The organism is Oxynema mangrovii CENA135 (assembly GCF_016632315.1).
In the GTDB taxonomy this organism is placed as follows: Bacteria; Cyanobacteriota; Cyanobacteriia; order Cyanobacteriales; family Laspinemataceae; genus Oxynema; species Oxynema aestuarii.
Genome location: NZ_JAEOXH010000001.1, coordinates 2,623,107 through 2,649,035 on the forward strand (window position 1 = coordinate 2,623,107; position 25,929 = coordinate 2,649,035).

23 protein-coding genes are annotated in these 25,929 nt (G+C 52.5%); 14 read left to right on the plus strand and 9 right to left on the minus strand.

The features are described 5' to 3' along the window. Positions 1–33: 33 nt before the first annotated feature. Both JJD41_RS10275 and JJD41_RS10280 read left to right on the plus strand, forming a co-directional pair. Positions 34–501 (plus strand): phosphate-starvation-inducible PsiE family protein, encoded by a 468-nt coding sequence (locus JJD41_RS10275; protein ID WP_200665831.1) that lies wholly within the window; start codon positions 34–36, stop codon positions 499–501. Between the two features lie 113 nt (positions 502–614). Further along, positions 615–1,082, plus strand: a complete 468-nt coding sequence (locus JJD41_RS10280) for a nitrate reductase associated protein (protein WP_200665832.1) — start codon at positions 615–617, stop codon at positions 1,080–1,082. Between the two features lie 40 nt (positions 1,083–1,122). On the opposite strand, the gene JJD41_RS10285 is transcribed toward JJD41_RS10280, so the two are convergent. Next, a complete protein-coding gene (locus JJD41_RS10285) occupies positions 1,123–1,398 on the minus strand; it encodes a hypothetical protein (RefSeq protein WP_200665833.1) in 276 nt (91 codons plus the stop codon). Between the two features lie 1,623 nt (positions 1,399–3,021). Between JJD41_RS10285 and JJD41_RS10290 the strand changes: the two genes are divergently transcribed. The 4 genes from JJD41_RS10290 to JJD41_RS10305 all read left to right on the plus strand — a co-directional run bounded on the left by JJD41_RS10290 (position 3,022) and on the right by JJD41_RS10305 (position 9,342). Continuing rightward, a complete protein-coding gene (locus JJD41_RS10290; RefSeq protein WP_200665834.1) occupies positions 3,022–4,650 on the plus strand; it encodes an ATP-binding protein in 1,629 nt (542 codons plus the stop codon). A gap of 246 nt (positions 4,651–4,896) precedes the next feature. Next, positions 4,897–6,603, plus strand: a complete 1,707-nt coding sequence (locus tag JJD41_RS10295; RefSeq protein WP_200665835.1) for a protein kinase domain-containing protein — start codon at positions 4,897–4,899, stop codon at positions 6,601–6,603. Further along, the gene (locus JJD41_RS10300) at positions 6,603–7,988 is read left to right on the plus strand and encodes a HEAT repeat domain-containing protein (protein WP_200665836.1); all 1,386 of its coding nucleotides are present in this window, start codon (positions 6,603–6,605) and stop codon (positions 7,986–7,988) included. Before JJD41_RS10295 ends, JJD41_RS10300 begins: the two co-directional genes overlap by 1 nt. Before the next feature lie 100 nt (positions 7,989–8,088). Next, positions 8,089–9,342, plus strand: coding sequence for an FAD-dependent hydroxylase (locus JJD41_RS10305; RefSeq protein WP_200665837.1), 1,254 nt, complete (start codon positions 8,089–8,091; stop codon positions 9,340–9,342). 112 nt (positions 9,343–9,454) lie between these two features. Here the strand turns inward: JJD41_RS10305 and JJD41_RS10310 are convergent, their stop codons facing one another. Continuing rightward, a complete protein-coding gene (locus JJD41_RS10310) occupies positions 9,455–11,380 on the minus strand; it encodes a peptidoglycan DD-metalloendopeptidase family protein (protein ID WP_200665838.1) in 1,926 nt (641 codons plus the stop codon). Positions 11,381–11,394: 14 nt separating this feature from the next. Next, complete coding sequence (locus JJD41_RS25310; RefSeq protein WP_255547266.1) at positions 11,395–11,523, minus strand: hypothetical protein; 129 nt, start codon at positions 11,521–11,523, stop codon at positions 11,395–11,397. Positions 11,524–12,653: 1,130 nt separating this feature from the next. Here JJD41_RS25310 and JJD41_RS25315 point away from each other — a divergent pair. From JJD41_RS25315 to JJD41_RS10325, 4 genes are all read left to right on the plus strand, one after another. Further along, the gene (locus JJD41_RS25315; RefSeq protein WP_255547267.1) at positions 12,654–12,782 is read left to right on the plus strand and encodes a hypothetical protein; all 129 of its coding nucleotides are present in this window, start codon (positions 12,654–12,656) and stop codon (positions 12,780–12,782) included. A gap of 84 nt (positions 12,783–12,866) precedes the next feature. After that, positions 12,867–14,624 (plus strand): mechanosensitive ion channel family protein, encoded by a 1,758-nt coding sequence (locus JJD41_RS10315; protein WP_200665839.1) that lies wholly within the window; start codon positions 12,867–12,869, stop codon positions 14,622–14,624. Between the two features lie 77 nt (positions 14,625–14,701). Then, complete coding sequence (locus JJD41_RS10320; RefSeq protein ID WP_200665840.1) at positions 14,702–15,652, plus strand: lipid kinase; 951 nt, start codon at positions 14,702–14,704, stop codon at positions 15,650–15,652. Positions 15,653–16,112: 460 nt separating this feature from the next. Next, the gene (locus tag JJD41_RS10325) at positions 16,113–18,203 is read left to right on the plus strand and encodes a cation:proton antiporter domain-containing protein (RefSeq protein WP_200665841.1); all 2,091 of its coding nucleotides are present in this window, start codon (positions 16,113–16,115) and stop codon (positions 18,201–18,203) included. A gap of 78 nt (positions 18,204–18,281) precedes the next feature. Here JJD41_RS10325 and purQ read toward each other — a convergent pair whose 3' ends face one another. After that, positions 18,282–18,980, minus strand: a complete 699-nt coding sequence (purQ, locus tag JJD41_RS10330) for a phosphoribosylformylglycinamidine synthase subunit PurQ (RefSeq protein WP_200665842.1) — start codon at positions 18,978–18,980, stop codon at positions 18,282–18,284. Continuing rightward, positions 18,977–19,267, minus strand: a complete 291-nt coding sequence (gene purS, locus JJD41_RS10335) for a phosphoribosylformylglycinamidine synthase subunit PurS (RefSeq protein ID WP_200665843.1) — start codon at positions 19,265–19,267, stop codon at positions 18,977–18,979. Before purS ends, purQ begins: the two co-directional genes overlap by 4 nt. Before the next feature lie 361 nt (positions 19,268–19,628). Between purS and JJD41_RS10340 the strand changes: the two genes are divergently transcribed. Beyond that, positions 19,629–20,024: a Fur family transcriptional regulator gene (locus tag JJD41_RS10340; protein WP_200665844.1), complete on the plus strand. Its 396-nt coding sequence runs from the start codon at positions 19,629–19,631 to the stop codon at positions 20,022–20,024. Between the two features lie 514 nt (positions 20,025–20,538). Here JJD41_RS10340 and JJD41_RS10345 read toward each other — a convergent pair. From JJD41_RS10345 to JJD41_RS10360, 4 genes are all read right to left on the minus strand, one after another. Next, positions 20,539–20,985, minus strand: coding sequence for a hypothetical protein (locus JJD41_RS10345; RefSeq protein ID WP_200665845.1), 447 nt, complete (start codon positions 20,983–20,985; stop codon positions 20,539–20,541). Then, the gene (locus JJD41_RS10350; RefSeq protein WP_200665846.1) at positions 20,945–21,436 is read right to left on the minus strand and encodes a hypothetical protein; all 492 of its coding nucleotides are present in this window, start codon (positions 21,434–21,436) and stop codon (positions 20,945–20,947) included. Before JJD41_RS10350 ends, JJD41_RS10345 begins: the two co-directional genes overlap by 41 nt. Positions 21,437–21,602: 166 nt before the next feature. Continuing rightward, positions 21,603–22,580, minus strand: coding sequence for an SPFH domain-containing protein (locus JJD41_RS10355; protein WP_200665847.1), 978 nt, complete (start codon positions 22,578–22,580; stop codon positions 21,603–21,605). A gap of 107 nt (positions 22,581–22,687) precedes the next feature. Further along, complete coding sequence (locus JJD41_RS10360) at positions 22,688–23,116, minus strand: NfeD family protein (RefSeq protein WP_168571949.1); 429 nt, start codon at positions 23,114–23,116, stop codon at positions 22,688–22,690. Positions 23,117–23,259: 143 nt separating this feature from the next. On the opposite strand from JJD41_RS10360, the gene JJD41_RS10365 reads away from it, so the two are divergent. The 3 genes from JJD41_RS10365 (at position 23,260) to JJD41_RS10375 (ending at position 25,835) form a co-directional block, all read left to right on the plus strand. Beyond that, positions 23,260–23,442, plus strand: a complete 183-nt coding sequence (locus tag JJD41_RS10365) for a hypothetical protein (protein WP_168570307.1) — start codon at positions 23,260–23,262, stop codon at positions 23,440–23,442. Positions 23,443–23,454: 12 nt separating this feature from the next. Next, positions 23,455–25,368: a PP2C family protein-serine/threonine phosphatase gene (locus JJD41_RS10370; protein WP_200665848.1), complete on the plus strand. Its 1,914-nt coding sequence runs from the start codon at positions 23,455–23,457 to the stop codon at positions 25,366–25,368. Positions 25,369–25,466: 98 nt separating this feature from the next. Then, entirely contained in the window at positions 25,467–25,835 is a 369-nt protein-coding gene (locus tag JJD41_RS10375; RefSeq protein WP_200665849.1) for a DUF2237 family protein, read from the plus strand. The last annotated feature ends 94 nt before the right edge of the window (positions 25,836–25,929 follow it).

The window sequence follows — 25,929 nt, forward strand, 5'->3', positions numbered from 1 at the left end:
CTGCTGTCATTCGTCTCTTGCGAACACATCTCCATGCGGAAATTGCGAAAGTTCTTACATAGCCTCGAATTTTTGGTTGACGATTCAACTTTTCTGCACGTTATCGAAAACATTCAAAATATCGTCGCTAAAATTCTATCGCTCGTCATGATCGTAGTCATTTTAGTCGCCGTTTTCGATTTAATTATTTTTCTCGGCAATATGCTGTTTTTTTCCCGAACGGAATTTATCGAAAAACAGTTGTTTGAAATCTTCGGTTTGTTTTTGAACTTGCTCATTTCCATTGAAATTTTAGAGAACATCACGGCTTACTTAAAAAAACACACCCTTCAAGTCGAGTTAGTGATTGTCACCTCCCTCATTGCCGTCGCCCGTAAGATTATTATCTTTAGCTTTGAAAAGTATTCGGGAACGGATTTACTCGGATTGGGAATAGCTATTTTTGCCCTCTCAATCGGTTACTGGATTATCCGTCAAATGAATAGCAAGCGTGAGGCTTGAGGGGAAAAGGCAACAGGCAACAGCCAGGAATAGAAATCAGTGGTGCAGGTGTCTTGCCTGCCTCTTAGATCTCCCTATTCCCCACTCCCTCAATCTAAAATCTAAAGTTTTCCATGTCTGAATTTTTTCAATTTGAATCGGATTTTGTAGAATCTCTACGCTGTATTCCCATGCAAGTTCGCTACAAACTCGATACTTGTGGCGTTAAACTTAAATTGGCTCACTGGCATCAATTCCCCGAAAGCGTGCATCAAGATTTAGTCGATCGCCCCTGCCAGAATGCGGTTGAAATTGAAGCCTATCGTCACGAATTACAGCAACAAGTTTTACAGTACAACGAGCGCCCCGCCAAAGATTTAGACATCGATCCGAATCCACCGTGGTTGAATCCTGCCGAAGTTCCCGAAGCCGTGGGAGAAAAAGCCCGGGCATTTAACGTTAATTTAACGGTGAAACAGTGGCAAACTCTCACCCCCCTACAGCGTTTTGCCTTAATTAAACTCAGTCGGTCGGGACATGAAAACCGCAACTTTCTGCCCGCCTTACGCGAGTTCGGCCTCGCCGATTCCGTGCAAAATTAACACAATTTTTTATAAAGACAACTCGATTAGACCATATTTGCTAAGGCGATCGCGACTTGATTTGTTGCACGCCTTCTTTGATTTGACCGATTCCTTGCACGTTTTCCATCGTGGTGCGATCGACCTCTTTAAATGAGGCGATCGTATGGTCGAGAACGGTGAGGGCCTCGTCGAGGGTTTGACTGCCCTCATTCATCGCCATTTCCGTTGTCGCAGTCGCGTGTCGGATTTCGTCGGCAATTGTCCGAATTTGTGGGGTCGCATGATAACGCTCTTGACAGTTCCTCCGTTCAAACGGCGAGGATTCTCGGTTCAACCACACAACTTATCGGAGGGACTCTCGCCTAAGTGACCGTGATTCTCGTGTCCCCAAGCGTGAATTCCCCTCCTAATTGAGTGGACGAGTAGGAGCGAAGGGTCGTTCGCCCCTACCTTTCTCCAAAGATTGATGGCACCGTTTTCATCCCTGTCGGGTACACTTCTACGCTGACAAACAGGGGTGCGTTGAGATCCTTTTAGGCAGAACCCCGATCGCGGCGCCGGGTGCGATCGCGTGCCGAGGGCGTGGTACTCTCCCTCACCGCCGCGCCGATCTCACTGAAATTTGCTTAAATGCGCCCGATTTATGAGTTTTTTTGGTACTTTTTCTCACTTTTCAGAGATCGATCGATCTCATTTCTATCGATGGAGGGGGAGATCGCGGGTCGGTCTGAAGGGAGTCTTATATAGATCGAAGCACCTTTGAGGAGAGTAAAAATTCACGGAATCGTCGCCTACAGTATTCTTGGCGAGTGGGTTTGTGCGTTCGAGATCGACGGGGTACGGAGAAAGACGGAACGCAAAATCCGTAATCCCCGAGGGGCGATCGAGCCGCTCGAAAATCCCTTAGCGAGATCCCCATTCGTCACTTGGATGCTTCTAAGTGAGTCGCGATCGCCCGCCGCCAACTTGATTTAAACAAGCTGACTTAAGTCACACATGACCCCGATCGAAATAAAAAACTGACCCGGACAGGGGGAATCCTAAATTTTTAGAAAATGATAAGGTCGGCTTCGACCGATGCCTCGGCGAGGGGAGAATGACGGGCTTTTAGGGATCGAAAAATCCCGTTTGACAGCGATGAGTTCCTTGGAATAGGGTAGGAACTTATCGCATTAGAGAGGCGATCGCCACAGAGCGATCTCTAGGTATTGTCCGTCGTGGAGATCGAAAAAGCAACTCGATGTTTACCCGGCTCGAAAGCGGGGGATTGAGGCGATCGAGCCATCGTTGCGAACAGTTGTATCCAGAGTTGTAGAAGGGACTCGAAGCGCCAGACAGCAAGGGGAAAAGGGCGATCGTGCGATCTCAAACCCGCGAAAGCATCGCGGTCAATAAAGGAGAACTTTTGACAAGGAGACAAACTATCGAAAAGGTAAGCCCTTGTCAATTTGTTGCCAAGAAGAGTTAGAATGTCTAGTCTACTGAGTGCAATCAGATCGCGCGACGGGAATTGAAGCCGACGAGGACGAAAGGGTGCGATGTTTGCAAACCGATTCGTCACTATATTCAAAATCAAAAAGCTCTCCCTCTTTTGAGTCGTTGGAGCGTTCCCCAGGTTAGCGATAGTCACTTGCACCTTCATCGGAAGTCACGGTAGTGGCTTCTCTCTCAGATGAGTAGAAATTCGATCGTTGTGGGAGATTGCAGAAGCAATGAGTAAAAAATTGGTTTGCGCCATCAAAGTATCTTCGGCACGAGAGAAGCGATGATTTTCTCTTTCGATCTCCTCTAGCCTATAATGGCGAAATCATCTACTTGTCTGAGATGATAGGAAAGCGCAAGTGACTCTATAGGTGTAAAGTTTTGTGGCAAGGGAAATCTCACCCGTTCACAAACTCCTAGAAACAGAGTATACTGGACTCAGTAGTTTATCTTTTGTAAAGGCGGGACAAAAACCTTGACGAACCAAATTCCTCCTGATTTTCTTAGAGATGTAGCCAAAAAGCGGGGCGTCTCCGATGCCGAACTCGAAACGGTCATCATGGCATTAGACGGAAACTCGACCGCCGCGATCGCCAGTATGCTGGAAATCAGCAACATTGCCGTCCGCAAACGCCTCGGCGAAGTCTATAGAAAATTCAACATTTACGGTCGTGGCCCTGGCAAATTAGCCGAACTGCGCCATCAGCTTTACTATCAATATCAATCCAACGAAGGAGAACCGAGCAGCAGCGAACCGGAATCAACCGGACCGGCGCCGATTGTCTTGGGCAGTCGCCATCAAGATTGGGGCGAAGCACCCGACGTGTCCGACTTTTACGGACGTTCCGAAGAACTGCAGATCTTGGAAGAATTAATCACGGAAGATCGGTGCCGCTTGGTGGTCTTGCTGGGAATGGCGGGCATCGGTAAAACAGTTCTGTCCGTGCAACTGGGCAAACAACTCGAAAGTGACTTCGATTATGTCGTCTGGCGATCGCTGGCCGGATCCCCGGCGCCGGAAGAGATCATCGGCGACTTGTTGCAGTTCCTTTCCGGTCAAAAACGTCCTGACATGCCCAACGATCTCAACGGACGTATTTCGCGACTGTTAGATTACTTGCGCGAACGCCGATGCTTAATTGTCTTCGACGATTTCGAGACCCTACTGCGCGGTGGCGAACTCGCGGGGAACTATCGCAGTGGCTACGAAGGCTACCGCAAGCTGATCGAACGCTTGGGCGAAACCCCCCACGAAAGCTGCTTGCTGATTGCCACGGCGGAAGAACCCGCAGAAATTGCCTTACTCAAAGGCGAGAAAGTCCGGTCCGTTCAACCGATGGACTCCGACGAAATCGCCCGCGAACTGTTTGATGAAAAAGGCGTAGTAGCGACGGATAAAGAATGGCAAGAACTGGCCAAACGCTACGGCGATAACTTGCTGGCGTACAAAATTGTCGCCGCGACGATTAAGGAATTTTTCAACGGCAACGTTTCGAGCTTCCTCAAAGCGACGGAACTGTTCGTAGAAGATACCCTCAACGAGCTGTTAGAGCAGCAATTCAATCGTTTGTCGCCGTCGGAAGAAGAAATCATGTACTGGCTGGCGATCGAACGTACCCCCGTGTCGCTGTCGCGCTTGCGGGAAGATTTGCTCCTTCCGGTGTCTTTATCCGAACTGCTCAAAAATCTCGAATCCCTGGCGCGGCGATCGCTCATTGAAAAACAAGATTCCACGGGCGAAACCTCCTTTACCTTGCAGCCGTTAATCATGAAATTTGTCACCAACAAACTGGTGGCCAATAGCTGTATGGAAATTCAAGAATACGCCCGCACCAAGAAAATCGATAACATCCGCATTTGGATGAGTCACAATCTCGGTAAAGAATCTGCCGTTCCTAAAAAAACCAGCAAATCCGAGCGCATTTCTTCGATCTTGATGTTGGTGAAAAACCAATTGCAATTCCTGTTCATGCGAACGGGCAGCTACGACGACACGATCGAGCTGCTCAAGCAAATGTCATCGGTACTCGAAGAAAAATCGCAGCTCGAAGTCGGTTACGCCCCAGAAAACCTGCGGCAGTTACTCGCGGCGATGGCCGCGTAAACCAGCCGCCATCGGCACCCTGGCGAGCGGACAATAGCGAATCCCCGCTTCGGGATTGGCTATTGTCTCGTTATGTCGCCAATTGTCGCTCCTCTTAAACCGTAGTAGGAGCGATCGCCCGGCCATTATGCACGCCCTCCGGTTCGTACTGCCGAGGCGATCGCCTCCGATCCCTCCCCGTTTTCGCCGTCAACGCTCCGATCAACTTCCTTACCCGTGTCGATCGTCACGCCAACCCCCACCAAGGTGAGTTACTGCATCAATCCTCACTGTTCCCACCGGGAAAATCCTGATGGCGCAACTCAGTGTCAGAGTTGCGGGACGAGCTTGCTCGTTGACGATCGCTATGAAATCCTGCGCCCCTTGCGTCCCCCCAATCCCGCCGCGATGACCGACATCTACGAAGTCAAAGATTGGGGCACGAATCAACTCAATTGGGGCGAAATCAAAGTTTTAAAAATCTTCAAATTCACCCACAATCCCAAATTAGTGCGTCTGTTTCGACGAGAAGCGCGAGTTTTGATGTGGCTGAGACATCCCGGCATTCCCAAAGTCGAACCCGACGGCTATTTCACCGTGACCTTGCCCCGTAACAAAATCGTTCACGGTTTGGTCATGGAAAAAATCGAAGGGGAAAACTTAGAACAATGGCTGTCCGAGAACGGACCGATCTCGAGCGATCGCGCCCTCGATTGGCTGCAACAGTTAACCGAACTGCTCCACGTCATCCATCAACACAATCTCGGCCATCGAGACCTCAAACCGTCCAATCTGATTTTGCGTCCCAATGGCGAACTCGCCGCAATCGACTTTGGAACCGTCGCCGAATTCGGCGCCGACGGCCAAACGCGGGTGGGAACCAGTGGTTATGCCGCTCCCGAACAACTCGAAGGGAAAGCAACCCTACAGTCGGACTTTTTTGCCCTCGGGCGCACCTTCGTTCATTTGCTCTCGGGCTTGTCGCCGATGGAATTTCCCGAAACCGACAAGGGGGAATTGCAGTGGCGCGATCGTGTTGCCGACCTAGAGCGACCGTTAGCCGACGCGATCGACGAACTGATGGCGCCGGATTGGAAAGCGCGCCCGCAACATACCAAAATCATTTTGCAGCGTTTGGAGCAGATCCGAGCGCCATTAAAATCGAGCCGGGAGCGCCCGGAGTCGGGGCGATCGCTCCCCTGGAAAGCGGCCCTCTTCTGGGTCGGGATCGCGGGCGTAGCCGGGGTGGGATGGCCAGTGCTGACCCCGGCAGTGCAACTGTACTGGAATCACGCGATCGCGCCGAAAATTTCCCAACAGTTCAACGGGCTGACCGTGACCAATTTTCAAGATAAAAACTTTGAAAAAGCCCTTCTGTTCGGCCAACTCGCCTTGAACTTCGATCGCGACAACAGCTATGCGTCTTACAACTTGGCGATGGTCTACGAAGAAAAAGAAGATTACCGACGCGCCACAGAATATTACCAACAAGCGATCGCCTACGGCGAACCGAGTACCCAATTGCGCGCCACCAACAACTTAGCGCGCTTGCAAATTTGGAGAGCGGGAGACACCCAAGGGGCAATCGCCCGCCTGAGCGACGCCTTAGAACGGGCGCGACATTACGAAAATATCGACCCGGAAACCCTCTCAGACCTGTACAAAAACCTGGGATGGGCGTATTTTCAAGAAAACCGCAATCGCGAAGCCGAACGCCAGTTGCGAGAGGCGATCGCCCTCGACGATCGCAATATCGCCGCCTATTGCCTGTTGGCCCAAACCCTGGAACGGACGCCGGACGACGACCGGGGCGGGAATGCCTCTCCCCCCTTACTCCCCTGGAAACAGTGCGCCGAAGATAGCGACCTCGTTATCAATCCCGAAACGCGGGTTTGGCAGATGATGGCTCGCCAGCGCTTGGACGAACCGCACGCCACCTCGAAATCGCTTCCTACCCCGTCAACTTCCCCGTGATGTCTCTCCCTAGCGCCGATCTATTAGCGCGAGCCAACGCCGCCTCCGCCGGGGGCAATTGGTCGCAAGTGCTCGACTGCCTGCAACAATTGCTGGCCAGAGACGACGAGGTACCCGGCGATCGCAACGGCGGAACGACCGCAGCGAACGCCCTCCAATTAACCCTCGACAGTTTGGCCAACGGAGATTTTCGACAACGGTGGGAAGCGACCAAGCTGCTTGCCTACTTTGGAGAAGCGGCGATCGCCCCCTTGCTCGCCTGGATCGGCGATCGGGCCGTCGATGGGGAATTGCGCTGGTTTGCCGTGCGCGCCGCGACCGACCTGCTGAGCCACCGGGTCAGTCCGGAAACGCGCACGACGACGATCGCCGCCCTGGCGAACCTGTTGGTTGCCGAAGAAGATGAGGATCTGCGGGACGCCGCGACCAGCGCCCTCGCCGAACTGGGAGAAGGGGCGATCGACATCCTCGCCGAATTGATGCAAGAGCCACAATCGCGGCGGCTCGCGGTGCGGGCGATCGCCCAGATCCAGCACCCTCGGGTTGTCGAACCCTTACTCGCGGCGATCGCCGATCCGGACGTGGAAGTGCGCGCGATCGCCTGGGAAGCGGCGATCGCCCTCGACGATCCGCGCCTGCCTCCCTTGCTCGTGAAAGCGTTGGACGACCCATCGGCCCGGGTGCGTCGTCAAGGGGCGATCGGCCTGGGCTTGTGGGCGGCGCGCGGTTCCCTGGACGATCGCTTACCCGGATGCGATCTCGTCCGACGGCTGCGCGATCGCCTCTGGGATTTGAATCTTGAGGTTTGCCAGCAGGCGGCGATCGCCCTGGGACGGCTCGACAGCCCCGCCGCCGTCGCCGCCTTGTCCGACGTCTTCGCGGCTGAGACGACCCCGATGCCGTTAAAACTCGCGGCGGTTCGCGCCCTCGGCTGGATGAGCGTTCCGGAAGCGGTGGATGCCTTGCAGGGCGCGATCCAACTTTGCTGTCGCGGCGGGAACGAGGGAGAGAAACTCCCGGCGGCGTTCGCGGCTGAAATTGCGGCGGTTCTCGGACGACAAACCGAGACCCCCTTGCGCGAGCGCGCGGCAGAGGTGCTCGTCGCCGTGATCGACGCGGAACCCTCGACCGGACCCGAGTCGGCTGAAGTGAAGAAGGCGATCGTCCTGGGGTTGGGAGAGTTGGGGGATTCCCGGGCGATCGAACCGTCGATCCGGCTGTTGGCCGATCCCGATGCCAGCGTGCGCCTGCACGCGATCGCCGCCCTCAAACGGCTCGATCCGGAACGGACTTACCAGCGCCTGCAAGAACGGGCCGCCGATCCGACGATCGCCCCGGACCTGCGCGAGGGCATCGCGATCGCCTTACGGGAATGGCACCGTTAAGCGATGGGGAGTTTCCCATCGCCGCAAGTTGCGGCAGAATAAAGAATAATAAAGAAATGTAAATATCGTTAATTTTTTGGTTCGTAAGCTCGACCGAACAATGCCGCAACCTTCCCTAGCTTCCCCCGCCGTGCAATCGACCCCCAGCGAGCCGACCGCCACCTGCGACGTGGCGATCGTCGGCGCGGGGGTCACCGGAATGACGATCGCCTGCGCCCTCAAAGATTCCGGCTTGCGGGTGATCTCGATCGACGCCGCCGAGCGAGAAGCGGCGGCAGCTCGAACCCAAGTTTACGCCCTGACCTTACTTACCGGGCATATTTTCGACGGAATCGGGGTCTGGGAGAGGATTTTACCGAAGATCTGCACGTTCAAACAGATCCATCTATCCGATCGCGGACGGTTGGGGGTGCAGTTTGAAACCGGAGATTTAGGCACCGAACAGCTCGGTTACGTGGCAGAACATTCAGTGCTGCTGTCTGCCTTACATGAGTTTGCCGACGATCGCTGTTCCCAACTGACTTGGATCTGTCCGGCGCAAGTGCAAGGGGTGGAATACGACAGCGAGGGAGTTAACCTGCACGTGGAGGCCGACGGGCGTTCGCAAACCATCCGCGCTCGGGTGCTACTGGCTGCCGATGGCAAGCACTCCCGGATTCGGGGGTTGGCGGGCATTGGCACCCGGGGCTGGAAGTATTGGCAATCGTGCATTACGACGAAAGTCCGACCGCAGAAAGGTCACGGGAATATTGCCTACGAGCGGTTTTGGCCGAGCGGTCCGTTTGCGATTTTGCCCTTGCCGGGGAATCGCTGCAACGTCGTTTGGACGGCTCCCCACGCCGAAGCGAAAGCCCTGGCGGCATTGGACGACGAACAGTTTTTAGTGGAATTGAAAAAACGCTACGGCGAGGCGATGGGAGAGATCGAGCCGATCGGCGAGCGATTTGTGTTTCCAGTGCAGTTAATGCAGAGCGATCGCTACGTGCTGCCGCGTCTGGCTTTAGTCGGCGATGCCGCCCACTGCTGTCATCCCGTGGGCGGCCAGGGCTTGAATTTGGGCATTCGGGATGCGGCGGCGATCGCGCAAATCCTGCAAGAAGCCCACAAAAACGGGGAAGATCTCGGGTCCCTCAAGGTCTTGAAGCGTTACGAACGATGGCGCAAGGGGGAAAATTTAACAATATTGGGATTTACCGACTTCCTCGATCGCCTCTTTTCCAATCGCTGGCTGCCCTCGGTGATGCTGCGACAAGTGGGACTGTGGGGATTGCGTCACGTCTCGCCCCTGCGACGCTTGGCGTTGCGGTTAATGACCGGACAGTTAGGACGACATCCCCAGCTCGTGCGCCGTTAACTAGCCGTTAACGAATGGGGGGGTTCGGGTCTGGCGATCCGCACGAGGAACCGAGCAGGGTGTAGGGATTGCGGATACCCAGACCGGAGGGGGCGAACGGCGCGCGGCACGGCTACGGTTGCGCCTGACCGACGACGGCATCAATTTGGAACTGACGGCGATCGCCGGGAAGATAGGCTAGCGGATCGACCGCATCTTCGCCGGGGGGATGGATCTCGAAGTGTAAGTGAACTCCGGTACTGTTCCCCGTAGTGCCCATTTGAGCGATCAATTGTCCTTGTTCGACGGATTGGCCCTCGCGCACTAAAATCCGATAGTTGTGGGCGTAGCGGGTAAAGCTGCCGTCGGGATGTTGGATTTCGACCAGGTTGCCGTAACCGCCTGCATTCCAAGCCGCATAAGTGACGACCCCTGCGGAAGCGGCCAGAATCGGCGTTCCCAACGGTCCGGCGATATCGATGCCTTTGTGCATCCGTCCCCAACGCCAGCCGTAACCGGAGGTGAGGATCCCGCGAGCGGGCCAGATGTAGCCGTCAAAAATAGGAGTGGGGTCGGGTAAATAGGTGCCTGCGGCGGCTAAGGGGGGTAAGGGCATGTCGGGGATGCGGGTCGCACCGATGCGCTCTTGCAAGATTTGCAACCGGGAGATGGTGCGGGTGGCGACGACGTCGGCTTCCGGTTGGTAAGAGCGAGGTTCCGGGTCGCGGGTGCCTTTGGCGCCCCACGCCGTGACGCTTTCCGGGGCGATCGCATCAGAGCGATCTTGGCGGTAGGCGATCGCCTTGGCAGTTTCCGCGTTCGCTTCGCCGTCACTCTCCGGGGGATTCTCCTGTGGAGAGGCGACGGGAACGCTGGCGGATGGGGCGCCATTCCAGGACAGGTTGACCCCCGGTTCCACCCAAGGAATTGGCTCCGTAATTTTCCGGATCGATCTGGGGTCTGGAGTATTGGGTTTTATCTCCGTGGGCCTCTGCTGATTGGCACGGTCGGCACCTGCACTGACGGAGGGGTTGGGCGTCGAGATGGGGTTGACCGTGGCTTCGGGTTGTGTAGAAATGGCGAGAGCTTCGTAGATTAGAGCCGCCACTTCGGCGCGGGTAGCATTGCCGTTCGGTTGGTTCAACCAATCCTCGGGAATCGAGATGCCCATCTGACGGGCGCGCTGTTGGAGTTGTTCGGTCAGACGTCGGGAGGCGGCCCAACTCGTTTGGGCGTAGTCGGGAATGGTGGTGGTGTCGATCGCGGCAGACAACTCGGAGGCGGCGTCGGTAGGGGTTAAGTTCAAGCCGCGCACGAGGGCGACGAGAACTTGCAGGCGGGCGATCGGGCGGTCGGGAGCGAATTCCTGGTTGGGAAAACCCGTCAGGAATCCCATATCTGCCGCCGCTTCGATCGCATTTTGGGCCCAAGAGCGCTCCGAAACATCTCGAAAGACGCGATCGGAACCGTGTTGAGTTCTCGCAGACCGGGGGCGGCGATCGGGTCGCGACTGAGTAGGAGGATCGCGGAAAGCCCGCTCGACGACGGCGGCAAATTGAGCGCGGGTCATCGGAGCGTTCGGTCGGAAACTGCCGTCGGGAAAGCCTTGAATCACGCCGTCGGCTTGTAAGGCTTCGATAAACGGTTTGGCCCAATGTGCGCCGAGATCGGTCAACTGGCTTCGGCGCGCCAGACGGTCGCCAAACTCCCCGCCGATGGTCTCGGGCGAATCGGACTCCCCAAGGGCTTCGGAATCGGTCGCGATCGGTTCGCAACCGTCATGAGATCTAGATTTATCCCCGCATTCAGGAACCGGACTGTGCCGATCGCGGTCAGTATCGATGTCGGGTGCTTCGCTGGAGAGGCAACCTGTCATCGCCGTTGGTGCTTCTTGAGGCGATTCCCCTTCGCCTGAATTCACTTTCGATGGCGTGCCAGCCACCCAATCGCAGGTCGGTTGCAGGGGTGTATGGGTGTTGGCACTGACGTTGACTTCTTGGGTCAACTCGGCAGTCGCAAGGGCGGCTAGGGTTCCGATTGCAACTTTATGGACGATCATCAACGTTAGCCTCCTCAACTGGGCAGAAACGGATAGCCCCATAGGGCAGCGCTGCGCGAGCGATCGCGCTCGAACCCCCGGCACTCGCGCGATCGCCAAGTGCTGCGGTTTCCCGGTGGGAAACCCAGGGCAGGTGTAACCATTGCGTCAGCAAATCCTCGTCACCACGATTTCGACCCCCGATCGCTCGTTCCGATGTGGCGGGCGATTCGATCTGTAACGGGGTCTCAGTTTGACCCAGGACGATCTCGGACTCGGTTCGGCCAGGTCGTTTGGCCCGATGGCCACCGACCGACTCCTGACGTCGAGATCTGCCCTTGGCGCACCTCTGGTTGAATGCTTACAGAACTTTACAGGTCGCCGAAAGAACCGACCGCCTAAAACCCAGGGGGTCGGGATCGATTTCCCTCGGTTCGTGCTTGCTTTATACCCCCCAGCATTCCCCCGATCCGCAAACTTATATCGGGGATTTTTTGTGGAGTGGGGTGGATCGAGCTTGGATAAGGTGCTTACAGGCGTCAATTCCAGAGATATTTTATTTTAGAATTGCATGATTCCTCAGCCGTTGCTTCCGGTATTCAGCCCACAATAAGATTCGATACTGACACTCTATTCGATCTGAAATGCGCTTTAGATTCATCACTCGGCTGTTGTGATTCTCTCTTTCCCCTCGGTTGTTCTCAGCAGACCGACGGCTTTACATCTTCATATATAATTGCATTTTTTTTACAAAAGAAAATTTTATAAGCGGGATTTTTGAAATTTTAAATTCACTGAGAAAATTAAATTAATATTTTCTTTTGAAAGATATTAAAGGGGGCGATCGCCGATGGGGTAGAATGTCTATTTGTCGCTTTTTTATTTTTTCTGTTAGCCACAATAAAAACAGTCACGCTCTTAAATTTTTAGAATATTTTCTATATTGATAGATTAACCCAAAGTCAATTCTTAGTTTTCCGAGTAGATAAACATTTAAAGCGATTTAAAACCATTTTTTGTGAAATGGTATCTATTTGTAAAGCTTTTACGGAATTCATATTCGGATAATATCTGAAAAAATTTACAGAATTTAACTTGCAATTGATGAATTGTTTTTAGAGATCTAGCGGTCAAATTTCTTTATCCAGATTTTTAGCATGGATCGAAACTTACTATTAAGAACACTCGACGAGATCGCCTCCTAACTTCTGTCAATTCATCTTTAAAATATCTTTTTTTATTTAGTGAGAATGAATCCGGATCGTCCGCATATTTTGTGAAAGTAACGCAGTTAATGACCCGGCAACAGAGTCCGGTAGCGATCGCGCGGTGGGAGAGAAACTCGGTACGAGCGCAGATCGAAGTTGCCCGTGGCAAGAGTACCTCCTCTCCCCTGCTAGATGTTGCCAGTCACTCGATCTAACCTTCCCTTTCGGTAAACTGATGAGAATCAGTAGGGTGTAGCCCGCTTGCCGCTCGTTCGCTCTCCATCAGATCTAGATCGAATATGATTTCTACGCGCCGTGAGGCAGACTCGAACGATTCAGGAGTTCTCGACGCGATCGCGCGCCATGGCTCGAAAACATGGAGTGCGACTCGGATCGCGATCGCCGCGTTCCTCGCCTTTTCAATTGCGATCGCCAGTCACATTCCCAGCGCCGTTTCCTCCCCCAGCGCCGTCGCCCAGGAAACGCCCCCCACCCCCATGTTAGAGGCGCCCGGTGCCGTGGCCCCCGTCCCTCTCGAGTGGATGAAGTCGGAAATCAAAAAAGCCAAAGCGCCCGTCATTTTAGACGGTCGGCCCTTGTTTCTCGTCAGTCGGGTTCGGGAATATCGCGCCGACTTTCGCGCCAGTCTGATTAACGACCAACTCCAAAAAATAGCCGATTCGGGAGCGCCGATTGACGTGCAAGTGGTCGAATCGAACCAACTACCGACGATCGTGGTGAACGACCGCCAACTGCTCACGGTCACCGACGCGGACGCTCCGGACGGCTTGACCTTAGAACAACAAGCCGATTTGTGGGCGAAACAACTCGAAAAGGCGCTCAAAGAAGCGAGAAAAGAGCGCAGCAGCCGTTTTATCTGGCGATCGCTGATTGTCTCCATCGCCATTTTCGCCTTGAGTTTAGTCCTGCACTCCGGTTTGGGGAAACTCTGGAATCGCTACCGACAACCCCTAACGCAATTGCTCTCGTCGGAGAGTGCGGAAGACGGGGAAGAGAGTTCCCAAGGCGTCCAATTTTTCCTCAGTTTCAGTTTGGCGATCGCCCGCGCCTTCGTCTGGCTCGGCGCCGCCTTCTATATCACCAATTCCTTTCCCCTCACCCGCCAGTGGAGTTACCGGATCCTAGAGGCCCTGCGGACCGCCTTTACCTCGCCGATTCTAACCTTGGGGTCGCGGCCCTATTCCTTAATTGACATCCTCATCCTCACGGGGATGTTGTTGGGTTTGATCGCCGTCGCCTCCAAAACCACCCAACTGCTCAAATCCCGAATTTTAAAGATCGCGGGGATGAACCGGGGCGCCCAAGAAGCGGTGGCGATCGTCACTAAATACGGTTTGATCTTCATCGGAACCTTAGTCTTACTGCAAGTTTGGGGACTCGATATCAGTTCCCTGACAATCGTCGTCAGTGCGTTGAGTGTGGCGATCGGTTTCGGCTTGCAGGATATCGCCAAAAACTTCGGCAGTGGCTTAGTCTTATTATTCGAGCGTCCGATTCAAGTGGGGGATTTTGTCGAAGTCGGCGAATATAGCGGCACCGTCGAACGGATTGGCAGTCGCAGTACGGTAATTCGCACCCTCGATCGCGTCTCGATCATCGTACCGAATTCGCGCTTTCTCGAAAACGAGGTGATTAACTGGAGTCACGATAACCCCGTGTCTCGCTTGCACTTACCCGTCGGTGTCGCCTACGGTTCCGATATTCAAGCGGTGGAAGCCGCCTTATTAGATGCGGCCAAAGGCCATCCGGATGTCTTACTCGTCCCGCCACCGAACGTTCTGTTTCTCGGGTTTGGAGACAGTTCCCTCGATTTCGAGTTGCTGGTGTGGAGTGCGGAACCGAGCAAGCAATATTATCTCAAAAGCGAATTGTATTTTCGCATTTATGCCTTACTCGAACAACGCGAAATTGAGATTCCCTTTCCGCAACGGGACTTACACGTGCGTTCGGGAAGTTTGCCCCTCGATGTCCCTCCCGGGGTTCGCGAAGCCTTGGTGCAATGGCTCGATCGCCTCGACACCAATGGCAAGCACTAGGATCGATCGGTGTTTCGATCCCGTGGTAGCCGTGCAAATCGCCCCTCTCTGAGATCTCTAAAATAGCTATATTCACAATGAATGTTTTTAATTCGTTCGGGCGATCGCCTCGGGAGTCGGAAGGGGCAAAGTTTGAGCGCGATCGCCAACCGCCAAAGCGCGCGTTAGTATTGAGTAACCGTCATGCTCGTCAGGGAAAATCTCAGGCAGTCGAGCGCGCGATCGCCTATTTGACTGCTTTCGGACTCGAAATCGTGCGAGAATGCCCCGAAGATCCGCGCGATCTGCCCGATGTTATCCGAAAGTACCGCAATTGCGTCGATCTCGTCGTGATCGGCGGCGGCGACGGTACCTTGAATGCGGCAGTCGAAGGCTTGGTCGAGGTTCAACTTCCCCTCGGAATTCTACCTCTGGGTACGGCCAACGACCTCGCCCGTACTTTAAATATTCCCAATGCGATCGAGGCCGCGTGCGAGACGATCGCCCGAGGTCGGGTACGCTACATCGATTTGGGGTGGGTCAATGGCAAATATTTCTTTAACGTAGCCAGTTTGGGATTGAGTGTCGATATTACTCAAAAATTGACGAAAGAGGCCAAACACCGTTGGGGAGTTTTGGCTTATGCGGCGACGGCATTTAAAGTCTTGTGGAAAGCACGCCCTTTTCGAGCGCAAATCATCGCCAACGGTCAATGTATTCGGGTGAAAACGATTCAAATTGCCGTCGGCAACGGTCGCTATTATGGTGGAGGCATGACCGTCATTCACGATGCGACCATCGACGATCGCCGCTTGGACTTATATAGTTTGGAAGTCAAACATTGGTGGGAAATTATTTATTTATTTCCCGCCTTGTGGCAAGGCAGACACCATCGAATGCGCGGGGTTCGGACCTTGGAAGGTCAGGACATTCGGATCGAAACTCGCAAACACTGCGAGATTAATACCGATGGGGAGTTGACGACTCAAACCCCGGCACATTTTCGCGTGATTCCCCAGATTTTACCCGTCCTCGTTCCCTACAGTTAATTCATTTAACAACTTAAAAGCATAGCTTGATTTTATAGAAAAAACAAAAAAACAAGAAAGAATAGATACAGATTCCTAAATGAATTGCAACTCGAAGAGAATAAAAATCGAACCCGATCGACGGTCGGTTAACTCCGATTGCAGTAGCTAGATTCCAGTAGAAACGGGAATGAAAGGTGAAAGAGTTAGATTGAGAACATCAAATTTACAGGTTATCCTCGTTCTCAATAAATTTTACTACTCAGATAGGGTCGCTATAGATTTGCTATAGTATAGCGGTTCTTGCTCGTCGTAAGTGGCGACGATGCCAGGAGCGATTCCCGTCGAAACTGCCATCGACCGAGACGGGAATGGAACTGAATCGATTCAAAAAACTTATCCCAGAAACAAATAAGAGCAAAAGCCTTTCCGGCGATCGCCCATCGATCGCCCCTTGAAGTTCTCGATTAAAAACGCACTTATGGAACAACTCCTTCAAAACTTACCCGACAGTCCGATCCTTGAATTTACAATTTTGCTGTTGGTCATTTTGACCGTCCCGCCAATTTTTGAAAAATTAAAGTTACCGGGATTAGTCGGCTTACTTGTCGCCGGGGTGTTGCTCGGTCCCCACGGGGCTACCTTGCTCAATCCCGAGGGAGAAACGATCGCCTTGCTCTCGGATATCGGCAAAATTTATTTAATGTTTGTTGCCGGATTAGAAATCGATCTCGAACAGTTTCGTAAAACCAAAGATCGCTCGATGATTTTTGGGGCGGCGACCTTTTTCGTCCCGTTAATCGTCGGTACGGCGATCGGGCGTTTTTTTGGGTTTGATTGGAATGCTTCAATTTTAATCGGTTCGCTGCTTGCCTCCCATACCCTGTTAGGCTATCCGATTGTCAATCGTCTCGGGGTCGTCGGTAACGAAGCCGTTACAGTGACCATTGGTGCGACCATTTTTACCGATATTGCGGCCTTACTCGTTTTAGCAATTTGTGTTTCGATTAATGCGGGCAATTTTACCCCCGAAACCTTAGTGATTCAGTTAGCCGCCTTGGGAATTTATGCGGTGGCCGTTTTATTTGGCTTAGACTGGGCCGGAAAAGAGTTTTTTCGGCGCACGGGTGACGAAGAAGGCAATCAATTTTTATTCGTTCTCCTCGCGGTCTTTTTAGCGTCGGTAGGGGCGCAAATCATCAACGTCGATAAAATTGTCGGGGCGTTCCTCGCGGGTTTGGCGGTGAATGACGCGGTGGGGAACGGTCCGGTTAAGGAAAAAGTGGAATTTGTCGGCAGCGTCATGTTTATTCCCTTTTTCTTTGTGGGGATGGGGTTGCTGTTGAATATTCCGGCATTTGCGAAGACCCTGACCTCTTCGTTGGGGATGACCTTGGCGATTTCAATCGGGTTACTGACGGCGAAATTCGTGGCGGCGTTGGTGGCGAAAGTGCTGTATCGCTATCAATGGACCGAGACGTTAACGATGTGGTCGTTATCGGTTCCCCAGGTGGCGGCGACGTTGGCGGCGGCGTTGGTGGGGGTGCAACAGGGAATTATTACCGATGAAGTGTTCAATACGATTGTCGTGTTGATGTTGTTGACGTCGATTCTCGGACCGTTGATGACGGCGCAGTTTGCGAGTCGCTTACCCTTAACGCAAGCCCAAATCGACGCTGAAGAACGGTTGATTTGGTGGGAACAGCACGAACAAAAGGCAACGGGGGAAGTCAGCCAGAGAGAACCGAGTCCGTCGCCGTTTACGGTGGTGGTACCGATTTACAATCCTCTGACGGAACGTTATTTGATTGAAATGGCGGCGTTGCTGGCGCGCCACGAACAGGGGCATATCGTACCGTTATCGGTGGCGATGGGTCACGTTCACATGGATGACCCGGAGTTAGACGGGGCGATCGCCCAAAGCGAACGATTGTTATCGCGATCGCTCGATATTGCCCGAGAATTCGAGGTCGAGGCGCAGCCGGAGTTACGGATTGACGACGATGTGGCGCGCGGAATCAGTCGGGTCGCCCGGGAAAAACAAGCGGGGTTGATCGTGATGGGGTGGAGTCCGACGACGAGTTTGCGGGCGCGGTTGTTCGGAAATGTGATTAATGACGTGTTTTGGTCGTCTCACTGTCCGGTGGCGGTGACGCGGTTGATGGACGAACCGATGAACATGCATCGGATTTTAGTTCCGGTGAAGGATTTGAGTCCTCAATCGTTGCGGACGGTGTGGTTTGCGCAGTTATTTGCGGATGCGAATGAGGCGCAGATCGAGTTACTGCACGTGTGCGATCGCCGGACGCCGCCGGAACAGATCGATCGCTTCGAGATGGAGTTGTCGAAGGCTCTCAGTGACAGTCCGCTATCGGTGTCCACCCATATTAAGACGATCGCCCACGACGACGTGACTAAGGTGATTCTCAGGGCGGCGCGATCGGCGGATTTGGTGATTCTGCGATCGGTTCGCCGTCGGACTGCCGGAGGTTTGGCGATTAGCAATGTCACCACTCAGGTGATCCAAGATTTAGCCTGTTCGGTGGTGTTGTTTGGCGAACCGCATTCGTAAGAAGTCCGGAGTCGGGAGATGTCTTCAGCAGTGGGTCGGATCGGCGCCCTGGGGACTCCTGACTCCGAAGCTCGTCATCTAAACGGCGGCGACGGCTGCGCCTAAGAGACTTTCAAACAGTTTGATGCCGTCGGTGGCACCGAGAACGGGGTCGGAGGCGCGTTCGGGGTGGGGCATCAAGCCGAGGACGTTGCCGTTGCGATTGCAGATTCCGGCAATATTATTTAAGGATCCGTTGGGATTGCCTGCGGCGTCGATCGCCCCGTCCGGGGTGCAGTAGCGAAACACGACTTGGTTGTTAGTTTCGAGTTCGTCGAGGGTGTCGGCGTCGGCGTAGTAGCGACCTTCCCCGTGGGCGATGGGAAGGGTGATGACTTGACCGGGATCGTAGGCACTCGTCCAGGGTAAGCGGGTGTTTTCGACTTTGACCGGGACGCGATCGCAGATAAAATGCAGGTCGCGATTGCGGATTAAGGCCCCGGGTAATAAGCCCGATTCGGTGAGGACCTGGAAGCCGTTACAAATACCGATGACGAATTTGCCGCGTTCCGCGTGTTTGACCACTTCGGGCATCACTCTGGAAAAACGGGCGATCGCGCCGCAACGCAAGTAATCGCCGTAACTGAAGCCGCCGGGAAGGACGATAACATCGAGGTCGGCGATGTCGGTGTCTTGATGCCAAACGAGGCGAGTCGGTTGATCGAGTAAGCCTTCGGTGACCCAGACCACATCGCGATCGCAGTTGGAACCGGGAAATACAATGACTCCAAATTTCACGAGTTGACCTCCGCTTTTTGAACCGTGGCGACTTCGGTTAACTCGAAGCGATAGTTTTCAATGACCGGATTGGCTAAGAGTTCGTCGCAGATGCGATCGAGTTGGTTGCGGGCCTGTTGTTCGTCGCTGGCGCAGATCGACAGTTCGACATATTTGCCGATGCGCACCCCGGTAACGTTGTCGTAGCCCATATTTTTCAGTCCGGACTCGACCGCCGTTCCTGCCGGATCTAAAACCGAACGGCGCAGAGTAACATAGATGTGAGCCTGGTATTGTCTTTGAGTCATCAGCTTTGCCCGTAGATTCTTGAGATCGTGCCTTTGAGGTCGCGGCTTTCTCATTTTAAGGCGAGACCCGGACACTTCGACTGCGCCAGTCGCGGCGAAGGTCGCCGATTTTTCGAGGCGATCGCCCCCAATTGCTAGCTATTTTACCGCGCCCCTCGTCGATCTTCCCCAGACATCACCGTGCGAGTTTATCGTAAAATATTAGTAAAATATTATTAGGTTTTGTGACAATCGAGATCGTTTGGGATTGCGCGATCGCGATCCCAATCTCCCGATCGTTCCCGAACCCTCTGTTATCTTCAATCCTCCGACCGTCTCGATCTTCTCAACTCTCTAAATCTAAGCTCTAAAAAAAATCCCTATGAAAGCCAAGCGCACCCGTTCTCAAGACCGCATTCTCAATTTTCTCAAAACCAAGAAAGAAGCCCTTTCCGCACAGGATATTTATATCGAACTGCGCCATCGCAATCAGGGAGTCGGTCTGGCAACGGTATATCGGGCCTTAGAAGGCTTAAAACTCGAAGGAGTCGTTCAAGTCCGCACCTTAGCCAATGGCGAATCTCTCTATAGCAGCCTCCAACAAGACCGCCATCACTTAACCTGTTTGCAATGCGGTCAGTCCATTCCCCTAGATGAATGCCCAGTTCACGACCTCGAACGAAAACTCGAACAATCCCATCATTTTAAAGTGTTTTATCATACTTTAGAGTTTTTCGGGTTGTGCGATCGGTGCAGTCTCGCCCAAGAACGGGGTTGAGTTTTGGAAAGAAAGTTATTGAAAATCGTCTAGTTTAATTTCTTGTTTTCGCTCCCGATATGGCCAATCTCTACTTGACAATATTTTAATTGTATCCGTTTTCAAAAACGATCCTTTACACTGACTGAAACCGACATAAGCGATCGTAGCTCATAACACAGGAATCCACGAAAATAATTATTTCTGAATAAACTAAAATAATAATATAGTGTTTCTCATATTGCTGAACTCATGAAAAACTCGTCAGTAGTAGGGGCGATCGATTTGGCTTGGTGAACCCGCCCTTACTTGGACAGCTACGGGAGTACCGCCTTAATAGTATAGTCATTTCAATTTAGATTGAGACAGATTCTGGCATTTACAGCGCCTTTAAGAGTGAGTTTACCCACACCCTGTAGAGGTGATTCGCGAATCACCTCTACACTACACAGATATTGGGTCTCATTCTTATTTGAAACCACAATACATCTAATTGGGGAAGGCTATACCTTTGTTTATAAGGTTTTACAAAAAATTATTCATTTTCTTGATTATTGATTTGATTGTTATCGTTATTGTTATAAATGATTTCTTTTAATAAAATCTTAAGATTAGAATTATCCGGTCTTTTTTCAAATTCTGCATGAGTATAAATCCAAACAACAACCACTTTTTGGGCTTGTGTGTTTAATAAATAAATTAATCGTCCTTCTCGGCTTGCACCTTGAAGTTGAGGCATTTTAAACTCTAATTTCCATAATTCATATCCTTCGACAGACATTCCTTTTGGAAAAGGTTCTAAATGACCGATAGGTGGACGAACACGAGGAGCAATACTCAACTGTCGAATAATATTTTCTATAATGTTTATAAGGTTTTCACGTCCTACATTGTTTTTACGATAGTGTTTTTTTAAGAGTTTTTTTAGACTGGCTTCAAAATTACTCGAAAATACTATTTGAAATAGATCGGATTCTGTCACTGGCTTCCTCCACAGTCATAGCTTGTCCTTTATCAACTTCTTCAGATATACTCTCTTCAATCGCTTTTCTTAATTTAAACTGATAAGCTTCACTTTCATTTTCTATTGAATTTAAAAGAGCATCAATTAAATGTTGATAGGCTTGAGAATAAACTCCAAAAGCATAAACTTCTCCTTTCAAAATAATCAAACTAATATTCCAGGCCGCTGATAAGCGATCTAATATAGCAATCAATCGACTTTTGAGATCTTTAGGTGGCTCAATTATTGCATAAGCGAAAATTCTTAGTAATTCTTGTTTTTCAGAAGGTAATTCTTCCCAACTTTCTTCGACAACCGTTGCTAAATACTTCGCTTGTCGAGCCAGTTCTAAAAGTCGTGAAGAGTTAGATGCTTTTGCCTTAAAAATTTGGCGAATTTCATGGAAATCAATCGCTAGCGTAGCAGACATCGATCTAGACCTCTTAAATATTGTTATTTATTTGGATATGAATTCTCAATGTAATTAGGTCAGATGGGGTAGCTAAATTCCCTCGAGTGGAGCAATGACAGAGTTAGTTGATTGGGGTTGTCCGGAGAAGGCGGGCAAGATGCCCGCACCACAGAGTTAGGATTTTCTAAAACTCCTCCGTTTCCGAATTAGGTAAATTAGAATTGCCCACAATCGAACGTAATCCCTCAAAAGTTGCCGGAATATTGCGCGGGTCCATAAACATGACTTTACTGCTGTCACTGCTGCCAATGGTCAAACCCATACGCAAATATTCTTGCGCCAATAGGAACTGGAGTGCTTCTCGGGCGGTGGGATCGGCCTTCAGCGTTTTTGTGATAATCTGCAAGGCTTCAGAAGTCGCTTGCGCTTTGAGAACCTGTTCTTGACGTTCGGCTTGCGCCTTCAAAACGATCGTCTTTTGCTGCGCTTCCGCATCCAAAATCGCCGCCTTTTGGCGGGATTCCGCTTCGAGCACTTGCGCCTCGGCGCGACCTCGGGCGCTGTTGACCGCCGATTCTCGTTCCCCTTCCGAGGTTAAAATTGCCGCCCGTTTTTTCCGTTCGGCGGACATTTGCAGTTCCATCGAATCTTGCACGGCTTTCGAGGGAACGATATCGCGCAGTTCCACTCGGGTCACTTTCACGCCCCACGGGTCGGTGGAAATATCTAATTCGCGCAACAGCACTTCGTTAATTTCGCTGCGGGCGGTAAAGGTTTGATCCAGTTCTAACTTGCCCATTTCCGAGCGAATTTGAGTTAGAACGAGGTTAATCATCGCATCTTTGAGATTTTCGACTTTGTAATAGGCTTTTTCCATATCGACAATCCGCCAATAGACGACCGCATCGACGGAAATCGACACGTTATCCCGGGTGATGCACTGTTGCGGCGGGATATCGATGACTTTTTCCCGGGTGGTTTCTTTATAAACGACGTTATCGACAAACGGAACGATAAAATTAACGCCGGGTTTTAATTTTTTGCCGTTGTAACGCCCGAGACTTTCGACGAGGGCTTCATTCCCTTGATTGACGATTTTGACCATTCCGGCGAGGGCGGAACCCCCTAACGCCAAGCCAATCAGTACAAAAAATCCTTCCATTTACTGAGTCCTCTATAACTGTTCTAAAACTGTTCTAATTGTTTTAAACCGATCGAATTTGTTGCCAATCTGGACTGAAACCGATCGCCGTCCCGGTTCACCCCATTTCAGTGCAAGAGTTTTTCGGGAACGACTAATAAGGTGTTGCCTTTGCGTCCGACGACCAAAACTTTTTGATTGGGCCCGATGGCATTATCGGGGTCTTCACATAAGGCGCGCCAGGAGTTGCCTTCATAGAGGACGCGACCCGCTTCGCCGGGACGGATTTCGGTGAGGGTTTCGGCTTCGTCGGCATCTTCTAAGGTGGAGACTTTGCGCTTGGGTAGGAGTTGGCGGGAGAGAAAGAGGCCGAGGGCGGATAAAATCATCCACAATAAAACTTGTAAACTCGGTTGGGGGAGGATGAGGGAAATTCCGGCGACGATAAACGCACTCAGCCCCATCGTGAATTCGACGAGGGCGGTGGGGACGAACAGTTCCATCAAACATAAGATCGATCCGGCTAACAGCCACGCCATTGTGGGGTTGAACAGGATCTGAACGAGGGTAGGGGTGGAGGCTAAGACTAGCCCGAAGTTGTGGGAAGTTGCAGCAATGACCATCACATCACGCATCCAATTGAGTTTGGGAAAGACGATCTCAAAAATCGGGGAACGATTGACACGGGGGAAAGGATAGAATGAGTTTTGGATTCGCTCGGGATCGAATTATCGACCAGCTTAACCCGTGGTTGAAATTGCGGAAGTTTTTACACGCGGTTAAGATGGGCGTCGCCCCTCGGGCGCTAACGGCTGCGAGCGAAGGGTTTCGCGATCGCCAATTATTCTGGCTGACCCTGTTGTTGATTTCTATTGTGCCGTAACCGATCCAGTTCATGAGCAGTTCCGAACCCTCTCTCTACTGTCCAAATACCGCTTGTGCCAATCCTGCCAATCCTTTGGGGAATCGGCAGTGCGACTCGTGCCAAACGCCGCTTACCTATCGGTATTTGTGGGGTGTGGGGGCGGCGGCGATGGGACTGGAAATGGGCGAGACGATCGCCGATCGCTATTATGTGGTTGCCCCTCAAATTTTCCTGGATACGCAACCCTCGCAATTACCGTTAATTCCTAACGAGATTCCCGAGGAATTACTTCCTTATTTACAATTGTATCCCCAGCGCCTCCACGTCCCCCAGATTTACGGGTTCTGCACGGTGGGTCAAGGGCCGCAAGGGCGCAACTTCTTGCTGCTGGAAAATGTTCCGGTGGATCCGAATACGGCGAATTTGTACCCGTCGCTGTTGGAAGCGTGGGGAGAAGCGCCTCCGGTCCGTCAGGTGTATTGGTTGTGGCAAATTCTGCAATTGTGGCGCCCCTTGCTCGATTTGGGGGTGGCGTCGAGTTTGCTCAAGGCGGAGAATATTCGGGTGCAGGGGTGGCGGGTCTGGTTGCGCGAACTCTACAGCGATGCGACGTTGGTGACGAAGCCGGACGCCCAGGATTTGGGCTATAACTGGTTGACTTGGACGGGTCAGAAACAAGGGGTGGTGGGCGATCGCCTCCAGGAGATCGGCAAGCAAATGCGCCGTCGGGATGCGGATCTCGCCAGCATCGAAACTCAGGTGAATCAACTATTACTCGAACTCGCCGGACAGTTACCGTTACGGGTACGGGTGGCGGGAGGAAGCGACCCGGGACCGCAACGCACCCACAATGAGGATTGTTGTTTTCCGACGACGGAGGATTTACCGGAACCGGGAACGAAAAACCGCGATCGCCTCTTGGGTCATTTGGCGATCGTCTGCGATGGCGTCGGCGGTCACGAAGGCGGCGAGGTCGCCAGTCAAATGGCGGTGCAATCCCTCAAACTGCCGATCCGCGCGTTTATGGAAGAAGTGCTCAACGAAACGGAGTTGAGTCCGCCGACGGCAATTTCCGACCAGTTGCGGGCGATCGCCCGGGTGGTCAACAATACGATCGCCGCCCAAAACGACCAACAAGGACGGGCCTTACGCCAGCGCATGGGAACGACTTTGATGATGGCCCTCCAACTCCCCCAAACCGTGGCGACGGAAACCGGGGCCCGTCTCGCCAACAGTCACGAACTCTATCTCGTCTCCCTCGGCGACAGTCGCGCTTACTGGATTACCCCTCACTACTGCCAGCAGTTGAGTGTCGATGACGATTTGGTCACCCGCGAAGTCCGCACGGGCCGCAGTTTCTACCGCGATGTCCTCAAACGCCGGGAGGCGGGGGCTCTGACTCAAGCTTTGGGAACCCGGGAGGGAGATTTACTCCATCCCAACGTTTCTCGCTTTATCGTCGAGGAAGATGGCTTATTGTTATTGTGTTCCGACGGGTTGAGCGATAACGATCGCGTCGAGCAGTTTTGGCATCAGTTTTGTCCCCATATTTTTAACGGCGACCTGTCCGTAGAACAAGCGGTGCAACGCTGGATCGATTTGGCGAACGACAAAAATGGTCACGATAATACGTCGGTAGTTCTCACGTACTATCGTCTATCTCCGGAAAAATTGGTGCTATTCGATCCGACTCGGTTACCGAGTGAGGGCATTTTAGACGATGAATTTGCCGAGTCCTCTCGCGCCTTACTCGACGAGGAAGAAACCCCCGATGGCGGCGATCGCTCCCGCCGAAACCGCCGCCCCCTCTCGCCCAAACAGGTGCGCGTCCGCTTGCTGCTGGTCGGTTTGCTGGCGGCGATCGTCGGGTTTGTCGGGTGGTGGCAACTCGACGAATCCGGGGCGATCGATCGCCTGCGCGAGCAAATTTTCCGGCAGGAATAAGGGTGGATCGGGGACGCCATTTTTAAAGGATTCTTGCAAGGATAGGGCGATCGCGACCCCCGTGATACCCTCAAGATCGATGCTAGGGTGGAAAGCTCATGAATGAGGCTAAAAATGTTTTAGGGACGACGTTAAAACTGTGCGGTACCTCGCCGACGACCGGGTTTTACCGGGATGGCTGTTGCCACACCGGACCGGACGATCGCGGCGTTCATACGGTTTGCGCGCAAGTGAGCGCGGAATTTTTAGAGTTTACCAAGGCCCAAGGGAACGATCTGAGTACGCCGATGCCGATGTTTGGGTTTCCGGGGCTGAAACCGGGCGATCGTTGGTGTTTGTGTGCCAGTCGCTGGAAAGAAGCCCTCGATTCCGGATTTGCGCCGCCGATCGTTTTGGAAGCCACTCACGAGGCGACGTTAAACTATATTCCCATCGATGTTCTCAAAGAACATGCCATCGATCTTTAGGTTTATATAAAACTTAAAACAATTTCTATGAGTTCGGCGGGCTAGATGCCCGCCCCACAAGCTATCAGGTCTAAAATCTAAAATCTAATCTAAA